This window comes from Delftia sp. CH05 (assembly GCF_009827015.1).
GTDB lineage: Bacteria > Pseudomonadota > Gammaproteobacteria > Burkholderiales > Burkholderiaceae_C > Comamonas > Comamonas tsuruhatensis.
Genome location: NZ_WUMG01000003.1, coordinates 209449 through 224701, shown reverse-complemented (window position 1 = coordinate 224701; position 15253 = coordinate 209449). Strand labels below are relative to the sequence as shown.

14 protein-coding genes are annotated in these 15253 nt (G+C 66.8%); 9 read left to right on the top strand and 5 right to left on the bottom strand.

Annotated elements, in window-relative coordinates; translation table 11 throughout:
- Positions 1-187 precede the first annotated feature (187 nt).
- The 8 genes from GRX31_RS04550 (at position 188) to GRX31_RS04515 (ending at position 10178) form a co-directional block, all read left to right on the top strand.
- Complete coding sequence (locus GRX31_RS04550) at positions 188-2125, top strand: AMP-dependent synthetase/ligase (RefSeq protein ID WP_017405426.1); 1938 nt, start codon at positions 188-190, stop codon at positions 2123-2125.
- Between the two features lie 14 nt (positions 2126-2139).
- Positions 2140-2925, top strand: a complete 786-nt coding sequence (locus GRX31_RS04545) for an ABC transporter ATP-binding protein (protein WP_012203089.1) — start codon at positions 2140-2142, stop codon at positions 2923-2925.
- 10 nt (positions 2926-2935) lie between these two features.
- Entirely contained in the window at positions 2936-3865 is a 930-nt protein-coding gene (locus GRX31_RS04540; RefSeq protein ID WP_016446594.1) for a branched-chain amino acid ABC transporter permease, read from the top strand.
- A gap of 24 nt (positions 3866-3889) precedes the next feature.
- The gene (locus GRX31_RS04535) at positions 3890-4954 is read left to right on the top strand and encodes a branched-chain amino acid ABC transporter permease (protein WP_016446595.1); all 1065 of its coding nucleotides are present in this window, start codon (positions 3890-3892) and stop codon (positions 4952-4954) included.
- A 230-nt stretch (positions 4955-5184) separates the two neighbouring features.
- The gene (locus GRX31_RS04530) at positions 5185-6501 is read left to right on the top strand and encodes an ABC transporter substrate-binding protein (RefSeq protein WP_160851667.1); all 1317 of its coding nucleotides are present in this window, start codon (positions 5185-5187) and stop codon (positions 6499-6501) included.
- A gap of 173 nt (positions 6502-6674) precedes the next feature.
- Positions 6675-7508 carry an ABC transporter ATP-binding protein gene (locus GRX31_RS04525; RefSeq protein WP_016446597.1) on the top strand — a complete coding sequence of 278 codons (834 nt, stop codon included), beginning with the start codon at positions 6675-6677 and terminating at the stop codon, positions 7506-7508.
- A 190-nt stretch (positions 7509-7698) separates the two neighbouring features.
- On the top strand, positions 7699-8946 hold the full coding sequence (locus GRX31_RS04520; protein WP_016446598.1) for a phenylacetate--CoA ligase family protein: 1248 nt from the start codon (positions 7699-7701) through the stop codon (positions 8944-8946).
- Positions 8947-9188: 242 nt separating this feature from the next.
- Complete coding sequence (locus tag GRX31_RS04515; RefSeq protein WP_016446599.1) at positions 9189-10178, top strand: tripartite tricarboxylate transporter substrate-binding protein; 990 nt, start codon at positions 9189-9191, stop codon at positions 10176-10178.
- 109 nt (positions 10179-10287) lie between these two features.
- Here GRX31_RS04515 and GRX31_RS04510 read toward each other — a convergent pair whose 3' ends face one another.
- The gene (locus GRX31_RS04510; protein ID WP_016446600.1) at positions 10288-10803 is read right to left on the bottom strand and encodes a hypothetical protein; all 516 of its coding nucleotides are present in this window, start codon (positions 10801-10803) and stop codon (positions 10288-10290) included.
- 64 nt (positions 10804-10867) lie between these two features.
- The gene (locus tag GRX31_RS04505; protein WP_160851665.1) at positions 10868-11752 is read right to left on the bottom strand and encodes a LysR family transcriptional regulator; all 885 of its coding nucleotides are present in this window, start codon (positions 11750-11752) and stop codon (positions 10868-10870) included.
- Between the two features lie 151 nt (positions 11753-11903).
- Between GRX31_RS04505 and GRX31_RS04500 the strand changes: the two genes are divergently transcribed.
- On the top strand, positions 11904-12887 hold the full coding sequence (locus tag GRX31_RS04500; protein WP_160851663.1) for an aldo/keto reductase: 984 nt from the start codon (positions 11904-11906) through the stop codon (positions 12885-12887).
- 22 nt (positions 12888-12909) lie between these two features.
- On the opposite strand, the gene GRX31_RS04495 is transcribed toward GRX31_RS04500, so the two are convergent.
- From GRX31_RS04495 to GRX31_RS04485, 3 genes are read right to left on the bottom strand one after another with little or no spacing between them, the layout of a single operon-like run.
- Complete coding sequence (locus GRX31_RS04495; RefSeq protein ID WP_016446603.1) at positions 12910-13239, bottom strand: DUF1840 domain-containing protein; 330 nt, start codon at positions 13237-13239, stop codon at positions 12910-12912.
- Positions 13240-13272: 33 nt separating this feature from the next.
- The gene (locus GRX31_RS04490) at positions 13273-14601 is read right to left on the bottom strand and encodes a class I SAM-dependent methyltransferase (protein ID WP_016446604.1); all 1329 of its coding nucleotides are present in this window, start codon (positions 14599-14601) and stop codon (positions 13273-13275) included.
- A gap of 24 nt (positions 14602-14625) precedes the next feature.
- Positions 14626-15234 carry a hypothetical protein gene (locus GRX31_RS04485; protein ID WP_016446605.1) on the bottom strand — a complete coding sequence of 203 codons (609 nt, stop codon included), beginning with the start codon at positions 15232-15234 and terminating at the stop codon, positions 14626-14628.
- Positions 15235-15253 lie beyond the last annotated feature (19 nt).

Here is a 15253-nt window from a genome sequence, read left to right as displayed (position 1 = left end):
CGGGCAATGAGACCGTTTTGGCACCATTTGTTACGGCGCGTTTTCCCGATGATGAGTTTCCCGAAGATTGTCGTCAAACAGACACCACGGCGTCAAAGCCAGTCCTACGATGCAGTCCAAGCCGGTGGGTCTCAGCCTGGGCATTTGCACCACGCGGCCACCATCCACGAACAACCAAGGACATGGAATGACGACCACGTTCCCGCACCTGCTGCTCCAGCATGCTGCCCAGCGCCCACAGGCACCGGCGCTGCGCGAGAAGGAATACGGCATCTGGCAGACCTGGAGCTGGAGCGAGGCCGCGCAGACCGTGCGCCACATGGCCTGCGGCCTGGCGGCGCTGGGCCTGGCACGCGGCCAGAATCTGGCCTTCATCAGCGACAACCGGCCCCATGTCTACATGGGCTTCCTGGCCGTGCAGGCGCTGGGCGCCGTGCCGATCCCGCTGTACCAGGACGCGGTGGCGGCCGAGATGCGCTTCGTCATCGAGGATGCCGAGATCGACTTCGCCTTCGCCGAGAACCAGGAGCAGGTGGACAAGCTGCTGGAGGTGCGCGAGAGCGTCCGCGGCCTGGGCCACATCATCTATGACGACCCGCGCGGCCTGCGCCACTACGACCAGCCGGGGCTGATCAGCACCGAGGCGCTGCTGCAAAAGGGCAAGGAATGGGAGGCCGCCCACCCGGGCGCCTGGGATGCCATGCTGGCGGCGCTGTCGCCCGACGACGTGTCCGTCATCCTCTACACCTCGGGCACGACGGGCAAGCCCAAGGGCGTGTGCCAGACCCACCGCAGCTTTGGCGAGTCGGCACGCGGCGGTGTGCAGGTGGACCGCCTGGGCCCTGGCGACAACGTGATCTCCTACCTGCCTCCGGCCTGGGTGGGCGACCACCTGTTTTCCTTCGCGCAGTGGCTGGTGGCGGGCTTCACCATCAACTGCCCGGAGTCGGCCTCGACCGTGTCCATCGACCTGCGCGAGATCGGCCCCAGCTACTACTTCGCGCCGCCGCGCATCTTCGAGGGCATGCTGACCTCGGTGTCCATCCGCATGGAGGATGCCGCGCCGTTCAAGCAGTGGATGTACGGCCGCGCCATGGCCGTGGCGCGGCGCGTGGGATCGGACATCCTGGACGGCAAGAAGGTGGGCGCGCTGGACCGCCTGAAGTACGCGCTGGGCGACCTGTGCATCTACGGCCCGCTGCGCAATGCCATGGGCCTGTCGCGCATCCGCGTGGCCTATACGGCAGGTGCGGCCATCGGGCCCGAGCTGTTCCGCTTCTTCCGCTCCATCGGCATCAATCTCAAGCAGCTCTACGGCCAGACCGAGACCTGCGCCTATGTGTGCATACAGCGCGACGGGCAGGTGGAGCTGAGCAGCGTGGGCCAGGCCGCACCGGGCATCGAGCTGAAGATCGCCGACAACGGCGAGGTGCTGCTCAAGGGCGTGTCCGTGCTCAAGGAGTACTACAAGCGCCCCGACGCCACGGCCGAGGTGGTGGATGCCGACGGCTGGTTCCACACGGGCGATGCCGGCGTGATCGACGCCAGCGGGCAGCTGCGCATCATCGACCGCGCCAAGGACGTGGGCAAGACCAGCCGGGGCGCCATGTTCGCGCCCAACTACATCGAGAACAAGCTCAAGTTCTTCCCCCAGATCAAGGAGGCCGTGTGCTTCGGCCACGGTCGCGACCAGGTCTGCGCCTTCATCAACATCGACTACGAGGCCGTGGGCAACTGGGCCGAGCGCCAGGGCCTGCCCTACGGCGGCTATGTGGACCTGGCATCGAAGGCCAAGGTGCTGGAGATGGTGGCCGACTGCGTGGCCCAGGTGAACGCCGACCTGGCCGCCGAAGCCGGCATGGCCGACACGCAGGTGGCGCGCTTCCTGGTGCTGCACAAGGAGCTGGACCCCGACGACGACGAGCTGACCCGCACGCGCAAGGTGCGCCGCGGCTTCATCGCCGACAAGTACGGCGTGCTGGTCGATGCGCTGTACACGGGCAAGCGCGAGCAGTTCATCGAGACCCAGGTCAAGTTCGAGGACGGCCGCACCGGCAGCGTCAGCGCCACGCTGTCCATCATCGATGCCAAAACCCATTCGGTGGCTGCCACCGCCAGGGCCTGACCGGAGCCGCTGACATGACCCACAAGAAGATCGGCGATGTCATCCTCGACATCAAGAACATCAGCCTGCGCTTCGGCGGGGTGAAGGCGCTGACGGACATCTCGTTCGATGTGCGCGAGCACGAGATCCGCTCCATCATCGGCCCCAACGGCGCAGGCAAGAGTTCGATGCTCAACTGCATCAACGGCGTGTACACCCCGTCCGAGGGATCGATCACCTTCCGGGGCAAGACCTTCAGCCACATGAACAGCCGCCAGGTGGCCGAGATGGGCGTGGCGCGCACCTTCCAGAACCTGGCGCTGTTCAAGGGCATGAGCGTGATCGACAACATCATGACCGGCCGCAACCTGCAGATCAAAAGCGGCATCCTGATGCAGGCCCTGCGCCTGGGCCCGGCCCAGCGCGAGGAGATCCGCCACCGCGAGTTCGTCGAGCACATCATCGACTTCCTGGAGATCCAGGCCTACCGCAAGACCCCCGTGGGCCAGCTGCCCTACGGCCTGCAAAAGCGCGTGGACCTGGGCCGCGCCCTGGCCATGCAGCCGCAGGTGCTGCTGCTGGACGAGCCCATGGCCGGCATGAACGTGGAGGAAAAGCAGGACATGTGCCGCTTCATCCTCGATGTGAACGACGAGTTCGGCTCCACCATCGTGCTGATCGAGCACGACATGGGCGTGGTCATGGACATCAGCGACCGCGTCGTGGTGCTGGACTACGGCAAGAAGATCGGCGACGGCGCACCCGACGAGGTGCGCCAGAACGAAGACGTGATCCGCGCTTACCTTGGCACAGGCCATTGAGGGGACTGACATGGGATTTTTTCTGGAAACCTTGTTCGGCGGCCTCATGGTGGGCACGCTGTACGCGCTGATCGCCATCGGCTTCGTGCTGATCTTCAAGGCCTCGGGCGTGTTCAACTTCGCCCAGGGCGCGATGGTGCTGTTCTCGGCCCTGGCCATGGCGCGCTTTTCCGAGTGGATCCCGAAGTGGATCGGCATGGAGCCGGGCTGGTTCACCAACCTGCTGGCCATCTGCGTGTCGCTGGCCATCATGGTGGTCGTGGCCTGGGTGATCGAGCGGCTGGCGCTGCGCCACCTGGTCAACCAGGAGCCCATCACGCTCTTGATGGCCACGCTGGGCATCGCCTACCTGCTCGACGGACTGGGCCCGATGATCTTCGGCAGCGCCGTCTACAGCATCAACGTGGGCATGCCCAAGGACCCCATGTTCATCCTCGACGGCCTGTTCGAGGGCGGCGTGCTGCTGAGCCAGGAAGACCTGTATGCGGCCTGCATCGCCGCGCTGCTGGTGGCCGCGCTCAGCGTGTTCTTCCAGAAGACCAAGACCGGCCGCGCGCTGCGCGCCGTGGCCGACGACCACCAGGCGGCGCAGTCCATCGGCATCCCGCTGTCGCGCATCTGGGTCATCGTCTGGTCGGTGGCCGGCGGCGTGGCCCTGGTGGTGGGCATCATCTGGGGCTCCAAGCTGGGCGTGCAGTACTCGCTGTCGCTGGTGGCCCTGAAGGCCCTGCCCGTGGTGATCCTGGGCGGCCTGACCTCGCTGCCCGGCGCCATCATCGGCGGCCTGATCATCGGCGTGGGCGAGAAACTCTCCGAGGTCTACCTGGGCCCCATGGTCGGCGGCGGCATCGAGACCTGGTTCGCCTACGGCCTGGCCCTGTGCTTCCTGCTCGTGCGGCCCCAGGGGCTGTTCGGCGACAAGATCATCGACCGCGTCTGAGACCGTATACGGAGAACTTGCACCATGTTTTATCGTGAGAACGGTCAATTCAAGACGACCTACGCATCCGACCAGCAGATCTTCGGCGTCGCCCAGGACCGCTGGGCCATCGTGGCGCTGCTGGCCGTCGCCTTCCTGGTGATTCCCTTCAGCGTCAGCGACTACACCTTCCAGGCCGTGCTGATCCCCTTCCTGATCATGTCGCTGGCGGCGCTGGGGCTGAACATCCTGGTCGGCTACTGCGGCCAGATCTCTCTGGGCACCGGCGCCTTCATGGCCGTGGGCGCCTATGCGGCCTACAACCTGCAGGTGCGTTTCGAGGGCATGCCGCTGCTGGTGGCCCTGATCGGTGGCGGCGTGCTGGCCATGGTCTTCGGCGTGATCTTCGGCCTGCCCAGCCTGCGCATCCGCGGCCTGTACCTGGCCGTGGCCACGCTGGCCGCCCAGTTCTTCGTGGACTGGCTGACCAGCCGCGCCGCCTGGGTGACGAACAACTCCTCCTCGGGCTCGGTGAGCGCGGGCCCGCTGTCCATCATGGGCTGGAAGATCGACACGCCCATGGAAAAGTACCTGCTGTGCCTGGGCATCCTGTGCCTGCTGGGCCTGGCCGCCAAGAACCTGGTGCGCGGCGCCATCGGCCGCGAATGGATGGCCATGCGCGACATGGACGTGGCCGCCAGCGTGATCGGCATCCGCCCGACCTACGCCAAGCTCAGCGCCTTTGCCGTGAGCAGCTTCATCGTCGGCGTGGCCGGCGCGCTGTGGGGCTTCGTTCACCTGGGTGCCTGGGAACCTGCGGCCTTCAGCCTGGACCGCTCGCTGCAGCTGCTGTTCATGATCATCATCGGCGGCCTGGGTTCGGTGGTCGGCAGCATCTTCGGCGCGGCCTTCTTCGTCCTGCTGCCGCTGCTGCTCACCCAGGTGCCTCACTGGCTGGGCCTGCCGCTGTCCACGGCCACGGCGACCTACCTGGAGCACATGATCTTCGGTGCGCTGATCGTGTTCTTCCTTATCGTGGAGCCGCATGGTCTGGCAAAACTGTGGGCCACAGCCCGCCAGAAGCTTCGCGTCTGGCCCTTCCCGCATTGATATGACACCCCCTGAGTCGCTTCGCGCCTTCCCCCTCTCTACTCGCTACGCGAGGGAGGGGGACGACACCCTCGGTGCGGGGCGGCCCTTCCTCGGTGTCCCTGACCTGGGGCTCGCCAGTTCCACAGATGGCGCCAGGAAACATGGAATGTTTGATTCTGATCGAGACAGGGCGCCACAGAGTGCCGGATAACCGGGGAATCTTCCCCAGCCAACTAGGAGACAACGTCATGATGTTCAAGAAAGTCGCCATCGCCGCCGCCACCGTCGCAGCCGGAATCGGTGGCCTCGTGGCCGCCCCCGCCGTCCAGGCCCAGGACCAGTTCGTGCCGCTGCTGGTCTACCGCACGGGCCAGTTCGCTCCGCTGGGCATTCCATGGGCCGATGGCAAGCAGGACTACATCAAGCTGGTCAACGCCAAGGGCGGCATCAATGGCGTGAAGATCGCCTACGAGGAATGCGAGACGGCCTACGACACGGCCAAGGGCGTGGAGTGCTATGAGCGCCTGAAGGGCAAGGGCGGCGGCGCGGCGGGCTTCGATCCGCAGTCCACCGGCATCACGTTCGCCGTGACGGACAAGGCGCCCGGCGACAAGATGCCCATCATCACCACGGGCTACGGCCTGTCGCAGTCGGCCGACGGCAAGGTCTTCGAGTGGAACTTCCCGCTGCTGGGCAACTACTGGACGGCGGCCGACTCCATCATCCAGGACATCCTCAAGAAGGAAAAGGGTAGCCTCAAGGGCAAGAAGATCGCCCTGGTCTACCACGACTCGCCCTATGGCAAGGAACCCATTCCGCTGCTGCAAAAGCGCGCCGCCAAGGAAGGCTTCGACCTGACGCTGCTGCCCGTGACGGCGCCCGGCGTGGAGCAGAAGTCCACCTGGCTGCAGATCCGCCAGCAGCGCCCCGACTACGTGCTGCTGTGGTCGGCCGGCGTGATGACGCCCACGGCCGTGCGCGAGGCGCAGGCCACCGGCTACCCGCGCGAGAAGATGTACTCCATCTGGTGGGCCGGCTCGGACCATGACGTGAAGGACATCGGCGCCGGCGCCAAGGGCTACAACACCGTGACCATCCACAACACGGCCGAGCACGACAAGGTGCACGACGAGGTCAAGGCCATGGTCTACGACAAGGGCCAGGGCACGGCCACCGACGCCAAGGAACTGGGCGCCATGGCCCATACGCGCGGCATGGTGATCTCCATGCTGCAGGTGGAGGCCATCCGCACGGCACAGGAAAAATACGGCAAGGGCAAGGTCATGACCTCCGAGCAGGTGCGCTGGGGCCTGGAGAACCTGAACCTCACGCAGGAGCGCCTCAACGAGCTGGGCTTCGGCAAGATCATCCGCCCCGTCAAGACCAGCTGCGACAACCACCTGGGCACCGACTGGTCGCGCATCGCCCAGTGGGATGGCACCAAGTGGAAGGTGGTCTCCGACTGGTACCAGGCCGACAAGTCCATGGTCGAACCGCTGGTCAAGGAGTACGCGGACAAGTACGCCAAGGAAAAGAACGTAAAAGCTAGAACTTGCACCCCCTGAGGCGCTTGCGCGCCTTCCCCCTCTCTACCCGCTTCGCGGGGGAGGGGGACGACACCCTCGGTGCGGGGCGGCCCTTCCTCGGTGTCCCTGAGTTGGGGCATGCCCCGCGCAGAGATGCTTCGAGAGTTGCGGCCCCGCACTCCGCTTTCGTATCAACGCCCATGGACGACGCCATGACCACCGCACCCACCTCCGCCCCGGCCGCCAGCGATCCGCTGCTCGTGGTCAATGGCATCGAAGTCATCTACAACCATGTGATCCTGGTGCTCAAGGGCGTTTCGCTCCAGGTGCCGCGCGAGAGCATCGTGGCCATCCTGGGCGGCAACGGCGCGGGCAAGACCACGACGCTGCGCGCCATCTCCAACCTGCTCAAGGGCGAGCGCGGCGAGGTGACCAAGGGCACGATCGAGCTGGAGGGCGAGCGTATCGAAAGCCTCACGCCCTCCGAGCTGGTGCAGCGCGGCGTGGTCCAGGTCATGGAGGGGCGGCACTGCTTCGCCCACCTGACCATCGAGGAAAACCTCATGACCGGCAGCTACACGCGCACCGACAAGGGCGAGATCGCGGCCAACCTCGAGAAGGTCTACAACTACTTTCCGCGCCTGAAGACGCGCCGCACCTCGCAGGCCGCCTACACCTCGGGCGGCGAGCAGCAGATGTGCGCCATCGGCCGCGCGCTGATGGCCAACCCGCGCATGGTGCTGCTGGACGAGCCCTCGATGGGCCTGGCCCCGCAGATCGTCGAGGAGGTGTTCAACATCGTCCGCGACCTCAACAGCAAGGAAAAGGTCACCTTCCTGCTGGCCGAGCAGAACACCAACATGGCGCTCAAGTACTCGGACTACGGCTACATCATGGAAAGCGGCCGCATCGTCATGGACGGCGCAGCCTCGGACCTGGCCAGCAACGAGGACGTCAAGGAGTTCTACCTGGGCGTGGGCGGCGGCGAGCGCAAGAGTTTCAAGGACGTGAAAAGCTACAAGCGCAGAAAACGCTGGCTTGCATGAATACCCCCTGAGTCGCTTCGCGCCTTCCCCCTGAAAGGGGGACGACACCCTCGGTGCGGGGCGGCCCTTCCTCGGTGTCTCTCGCCTGGGGCCGCGCCGGTTTCGCAGGCAACGGCGTTGCTGAATTTCTGGAATAAACCACTATCACTGGCCGGACTCCATCTGCCCTTTTCCACATACAGGACTAGCCATGAGTGCCTTCTACGACGCGCTGGAGACGCGCACCCCTGACGAACGCGAAGCGGCGCTGCTGGCCGCCCTGCCCCGACAGATCGCCCATGCGCAGCAACAGTCGGCTGCCTTCGCCCGGATCCTGGACGGCGTCGACGCCGCGCAGATCACCAGCCGCGAGGCCCTGGCCCGCCTGCCGGTGACGCGCAAGTACGAGCTGCTGCAGCGCCAGGCCGAGCAGCGGCCCGCGCAGATCTTCGGCGGCTTCAACGCCATCGGCCTGGGCCAGCCCATGCCGCGCCTGTTCTGCAGCCCCGGCCCCATCTACGAGCCCGAGAGCCGCCGCCCCGACTACTGGCGCATGGCGCGCGCGCTGCATGCCTCGGGCTTTCGGCCCGGCGAGCTGGTGCACAACTGCTTCAGCTACCACTTCGTGCCCGCGGGCTCGATGATGGAAAGCGGCGCCCATGCGCTGGGCTGCACGGTGTTCGCAGGCGGCACGGGCCAGACCGAGCAGCAGGTGCAGGCCATGGCCGACCTGCGTCCCGCCGGCTACGTGGGCACGCCCAGCTTCCTCAAGATCATTGTGGAAAAGTCCGTGGAGATGGGCCTGCCCATCCCGTCCGTGACCAAGGCCATGGTCTCGGGCGAGGCCTTTCCGCCCTCGCTGCGCGACTGGCTGGCCGAGCGCGGCATCGCGGGCTACCAGTGCTACGCCACGGCCGACCTGGGCCTGATCGCCTACGAGACCGAGGCGCGCGAAGGCCTGGTGCTGGACGAGCAGGTCATCGTCGAGATCGTGCGCCCCGGCACGGGCGACCCCGTGGCGCCCGGCGAGGTGGGCGAACTGGTGATCACCACCTTCAACCCCGACTACCCGCTGATCCGCTTCGGCACGGGCGACCTCTCTGCCGTGCTGCCCGGCCAGTGCCCCACGGGCCGCACCAACGCACGCATCAAGGGCTGGATGGGACGCGCCGACCAGACCACCAAGGTGCGCGGCATGTTCGTGCACCCGGGCCAGATTGCCGACGTCGTGCGCCGCTTTCCGCAGGTGGGGCGCGCAAGGCTGGTGGTCACGGGCGAGATGGCCAATGACCAGATGCAGTTGCTGGTCGAAACCCGCGAGACCTCGCCGGGCCTGGCCCAGCAGCTGTCCGACGCGGTGCGCGAAGTGACCAAGCTGCGCGGCGACGTGCAGATGGTGCTGCCGGGCACGCTGCCCAATGACGGCAAGGTGATCGAAGACGCGAGGTCGTACAAGTAGCCACCGAGGCGCGGGGGACGGTGGCCGCGCCGCCGCGCAGCCGGCGCAATCCCTGAAAACATGACGCCTGTCAAGCCTCCAAGGGTTTGCACTAGATCAATGGCAAGGGAATCTGCTGCGGCGCAATAGAAACAATTCTTAAAATTCGTCTCCTCGTGCATTCGGTTTCTTTTGCGTGTTTGCCCTTTAGGGCGAAAACGCATCGCCCCCTATCATTTGCACGCCATTCACCTGGAGACACTATGAAAGCATTGTTCAAGATCGCAGCCATCGCCCTGGCAGCCGGCGCAGCCATTGGCGCTCATGCGCAGGACTATCCTGCCGCAGGCAAGACGATCACCCTCATCGTGCCGTTCACCGCAGGCGGCCCGACCGACAAGGTGGCCCGCGATCTGGCCGAGTCCATGCGCAAGCATCTGAACAATGCCACCATCGTGGTGGACAACGCCGACGGCGCCGGCAGCACCATCGGCACGGCCAAGGCTGCACGTGCCCGCCCTGACGGCTACACGCTGCTGATCAACCACATCGGCATGTCCACGATCCCGTCGCTGTACCGCAAGCTGTCGTTCAACGTGCTCAACGACTTCGAGTACGCCGGCATCATCAACGACGTGCCCATGACCCTGATCGGCCGCCCCAGCCTGCCGGCCAAGAACTTCGCCGAGGTCAAGGACTGGATCGGCAAGAACCAGGGCAAGGTCAACCTGGCCAATGCCGGCATCGGTTCCGCCTCCCACCTGTGCGGCCTGATGCTGCAGGCGGCCATGAAGACCGAAATGACGCCCGTGCCCTACAAGGGCGCCGCGCCGGCCATCGCCGACCTGATCGGCAACCAGGTCGACCTGCTGTGCGACCAGACCACCAACACCACGGGCCAGATCACGGCCAAGAAGGTCCAGGCCTATGCCGTGACCACGCCCAAGCGCCTGGTCATGCCCGCACTGAAGGACCTGCCGACGCTGGCCGAAGTGGGCGTGCCCGACTTCCAGGTCACCATCTGGCACGGCCTGTACGCGCCCAAGGGCACACCGGCCGACGTCGTCAAGAAGGTCAACGAGGCCATGAAGGCCGCCCTCAAGGACCCCGAGTTCATCAAGCGCCAGGAAGCCCTGGGCGCCGTGATCGCCAGCGACGGCCGCATCGAACCCGAAGGCCACAAGAAGTTCGTCCAGGCCGAGATCGAGAAGTGGGGCAAGGTCATCAAGGCAGCCGGCACCTACGCCGACTGATCCCGAGGACCACCACCGCGACGGATCGCCCAGTTGCAACCACGATCAAGCCCGGCTTCGGCCGGGCTTTTTCGTTGGCGGGGACGGCGCGACAGCGGCGATGCAGGGTTCAGGGCGCCGGCCCGCGCAGCGCCATCACGGCCTGCCAGCTGCCGCCGCGCTGGCTTGCGTTGTAGAGGTTGCTCTGCGTGTTGCCGGGACCTTCGTAGTAGCTGCCGCGCATCAGGCATTGCGATCCCGAGGCGGTGCAGTGCACAAGCTCGACGCCGAACATCAGCGCCGGCCGGCCGCTGGCCCGGTCCAGCACCTGCTCGCCGCCCTTGCCCACGTCGCAGGCCGAAGCCGGCCGCACCTGGCTCTGGCCGCTGAGCAGGGCCAGCGTGCCCGCATCGGGGTCCAGCAGCGCCCAGCCCCGGCCGTTGCCTATGCAGTAGGCCGCCGCCTTGGGGCCGAGGTTGGAGGCGTTGTCCAGAAACAGCAGCGAATACACGGCCGCCGCCGCTCCCGGGGGCGCCTGCGGGCCGGTGGGCGCCTTGGGCCTGTCGGCGCAGGCGGCCAGCGCCAGCGTGGCGGCCAGCGCGCCCAGCCAGGGCAGGAATCGGGAGGAATGACGGAGGCGGTGCATGGAAGTCCTTTCTTTCTCGCAATCTGCGTGCGTGTTTAACACGGCGCGCGGCCCCTGCTGCGGCTCAGGCCGGGCCTTCGAGTTCGGCATGCCGCCGCTCGAACAGTTCAATGAGGTGGTCCGCCACGGCCCGCACCCGCCGCGAATGGGCAAGGTCGGCATGCATGGCAAGCCAGATCGGCTGGTCGGCGCCCAGCTGCGGCTCCACGCAGACCAGCCCCGCCTGCCGCGCCAGGAAATGCGGCAGCACGGCCAGGCCCAGGCCCGCCTGGGCCGCGGCCAGCTGCGCGGACAGGGTGTTGGTCTCCAGCCGGCAGGGACGCCCGCGCAGGGCGCGCGCCATCCAGCGTGCGGCGGGCAGGTGGGCATGGCTGTCGCCCCAGCCGATGAAGGCGTCGCCTTCGAAGGGGTCCGAGCCGCTCCGGCCAGCGCGGCCAGCAACATGGCCGGCCGATCCGTACAAGCCGAAACCCAGCGTTCCCAGGCGCCGGATCGTGACGTGGCCGGCCTCGGGCTGGGTCATGCGCACGGCCAGGTCGGCATCGCGCCGGTGCAGGTTCAGCGTCTGCACGCCGCTGACCAGCTGCACGCGCAGCCCCGGATGGCGCGCGAACAACTGCGCCAGCGAGGGCACGATCAGCGGGTTGGCCAGGTTCTCCGCCGTGGCCAGCCGCACCACGCCCGCCACCTGTGCCTGGCTGTGCGCTGCATCGCCCAGGGCCTGGGCCGCCTGCTCCAGCGTCTCGGCCGGGGCCAGCAGCGCCTGGCCGTCGGCCGTGAGCCGATAGCCGCTCTGGTGGCGGCTGAACAGCGGCATGGCCAGCGCGGACTCCAGCCGGTCCAGCCGGCGCGAGACCGTGGCCACGCCCAGCCCCAGCGCGGCCGAGGCGCCGCTCAGGCTGCCGGCGCGGGCAATGGCCAGGAAGATGCGGGCGTCATCCCACTGCAATGAAGTGCTCCTTGGTTTTCCTGGAAAGCCCTTGCGGAGAGCCTTTGTGGAAATGTTTTCCGGAAATGGAAGATCGAAGCGCGATTTTCTCAGTAGGCAAGCCCACCCCGGAAAACCATACTGGCCCCTTGTTTCAGCAAGAGGATATGCAATGCAACAACGCACACTTGGCCACGATCTGCAGGTATCCGCCCTGGGCCTGGGCTGCATGGGCATGAGCGAGTTCTATGGCCCGCGCGACGACGCCCTGGCGCTGCAGGCGCTGGACCATGCCGTGGAGGCCGGCATCGACTTCCTGGACACGGCCGATGTCTACGGGCCGCACCACAACGAGGAGCTGATCGGCCGCTTCCTGGCATCGCGCCGCCCGCGCGTGAAGATCGCCACCAAGTTCGGCATCGTGCGCAAGGCTGGGGAGTACCGGCGCAGCATCGACAACAGCGCGCAGTACGCGCGGCAAAGCTGCGAGGACTCGCTGCGGCGCCTGGGCGTGGAGCGCATCGACCTGTACTACGTGCACCGCGTCGATGCCACGCGGCCCATCGAAGAGACCATGCAAGGCCTGGCGCGCCTGGTGCAGGAAGGCAAGATCGCCCGCATCGGCCTGTGCGAGGTCAGCGCGGCCACGCTGCGCCGCGCCCATGCCGTGCACCCGGTGGCGGCGGTGCAGACCGAGTATTCGCTGTGGACGCGCGAGGTGGAGGACGAGGTGCTGCCCGCCTGCCGCGAGCTGGGCGTGGGGCTGGTGGCCTATTCGCCGCTGGGGCGCGGCTTTCTCACGGGACGCTTTCATGGCGGCACGGCCTTCGAGCAGGGCGATTTCCGCGCCAGCCTGCCGCGCTTTCAGCCCGGCAACATCGACACCAACCAGGCCCTGGTGGGCGCCGTATCGGCCCTGGCGCAGCGCAAGGGCAGCACGCCCGCGCAGATCGCCCTGGCCTGGCTGCTGGCCCAGGGGCCTGACGTGGTGCCCATTCCGGGCACCCGGCGCATCGCCCATCTGCAGGACAACCTGGGCGCGCTGTCCGTGGCACTGACGCCCGGCGAGCTGGACGAGCTGCGGCGCGCCAGCGACGAGCTGCCCGTGGCCGGGCAGCGCTATACGGAGGAAGGCATGAAGGGCATCAACGCCTGACGGGCCAGCGGGGGCCGCCGGCTTACCAGGTGACGTCGCTGTTCTCGGCGGCGCTGCGGCGCAGCATGTCGATCATGGGCGCAGCGCGCTGGCGCAGGCTGACGGCATCGCGTGCGCCCGGTGCGGCATTGTCCTGGTCGCCATCCTGCGCATCCTCTTCCTGGTTGGCCTTGCGGCGGGCATCGTCATCGGCCACGGCGGCTTCCAGCGCATCGATGGCGGCCGGGATCTGCTGGACGGTGATGATGCCGCTGGCGCCGGGCGTCTTGCCGACGATCTCCAGGACCTGGCGGCCGTTGGATTCGAGCATGATGACGTCGGCCGTGGCACGGGACTTGAACTTGTAGAGCATGGCTATCCTTTTTCTGTGTGGCGTGTCATGCACTCAGCGGTACATGTACTCGCGGTTGAAAGCATAGTCCGATTGGGCTCCCACCATGGACCCCGACTGCAGCCGTCCGTCGGGATGCGTGCACAGCATCTGGTGCAGGGCGATCCAGCCGCGCTCGAAGCCCATGGCGCAACCCGCCAGATAGAGCCGGTAGGCGCGCAGCACCTTGGCGGCACCTTCGGCATCGGCATGCTGCTCAAGGATACGCTGCGCCTGCGGCAGCTGGGCTTCCAGTGCGTCGGACCAATTCCACAGCGTGCGTGCGTAGTGGGGCCGCAGGTTCTCCGTGTCCACCATTTCCAGCCCGCTGTGGCCCATGTCGTGCAGCACGCGGCTAACATGCATCAGCTCGCCGCCGGGGAAGATGTAGCGGTCGATGAACTCGCCCATGCCCGCACCCAGCTGGGTGTTGTCCACGCCGCCCGCGGTGATGCCGTGGATCAGCGCCATGCCGCCCGGGCGCAGCAGGCGGTGCACGGTCTGGAAGTACTCGGGCAGCTGGGCCTGGCCCACATGCTCGAACATGCCCACCGAGCCTATCTTGTCGAAGGGCTGGCCGGGCGCCAGCGCGCGGTAGTCCAGCAGTTGCATGTCCACCCTGCCCTGCAGGCCGCGCTCGGCAATCAGCTGCTGCACATGGCGGTGCTGGTTGTGCGAGAGCGTGATGCCCGTGGCCGTGACGCCGTAATGCTCGGCCGCCCACAGCAGCAGCGCGCCCCAGCCCGCGCCGATGTCCAGGAAACGCTCGCCGGGCCGCAGGTCCAGCTTGCGGCAGATGTGGTCGAGCTTGGCCTCCTGGGCCTGGGCCAGCGTCATCTGCGGATCGCGGAAGTAGGCGCAGGAATAGACGCGGCGCGGGTCCAGCCACAGGCCGTAGAAGTCGTCGGAGATGTCGTAGTGGAACTGGATCTGCTGGGCGTCGCGCGCCAGCGTGTGCGCGGCCATGGAGCGCATGCGGGCCATGGCATGCACCCACCAGTGCGATGTGCCGCGCACCGGATCGGATTGCAGCAGGCTGGCGGCCACCGCCATCACGTCGCGCATGCGGCCATCGATGCGTACCAGCCCCTCCACGATGGCACTGCCCAGTGTCCCTATCTGCCCGGCCGCCAGGCTGGCCATGGCCGCCATGGACTGGAAATGCAGCACCACCTGCGCATCCGCAGGACCGGCGCGCTGGCCGGACGGCAGGATCACGGCCACGGGAACAGGGAGAGACGCCAGCCGCGCCTCGATGGAGCTCAGCACTTGTGTCATGGCGTTCATTTTTGACAGCAAGCCGCACTGCGTCAATCGCAGCCTGGGCTGTGCATGGCGGGGCATGGCGCCCCGCCACAGAGGGGGCGATCAGGCGATCAGCTGCCTGTAGTCGCGCCGTGTCTGGTCACTCACCGAAGCAAGCACTTGCTCGAAGGGCGTCTTGTGCCGTGCGACCAGCCGCAGGGATGCCACGGCGCGCGATTTGCAAAACCAATGACAGGTGTACTGCATGAGCAACAGCTCGGCCGTCATCATGAAGGCGCGCGCACGGCGTTCTTCCTCGGTGGCGCTGTCGGCCACGCGCACGGAGGCAATGCCGCGCGCATGCAGCTGCATGGCTTCGCGCAGATCGAAGCCGGACGACGGGAACAGCCGGTCCAGATAGGGCAGCGCCACGGGCAGCGTGCTCACGCGCGTGAGCTGCGGATCGGCCGAGGCCATTTCCTTGGCAAAGCGCTGGAACTGCTCGACCAGGCTGGTTTCGGTGTTGTCCAGCACGGTCCAGATCTGGGCGCGGCGCTGCTCGTCGTTCTCGCCCAGGGCGCGCAGATAGCCTTCGATCAGGCCGCCCATCAGCTTCTCTATCTGGAAACGCCCCAGATACTGGGCCAGCAGCAGGGTATGCCGGCGCTGCTCCTGCGTCTTGAGAAGGTAGATTGCGATGAAGACAATGATCGCCAGCGTGAAGAAGTCCATGAAAGCAGCAAGGGGGCCA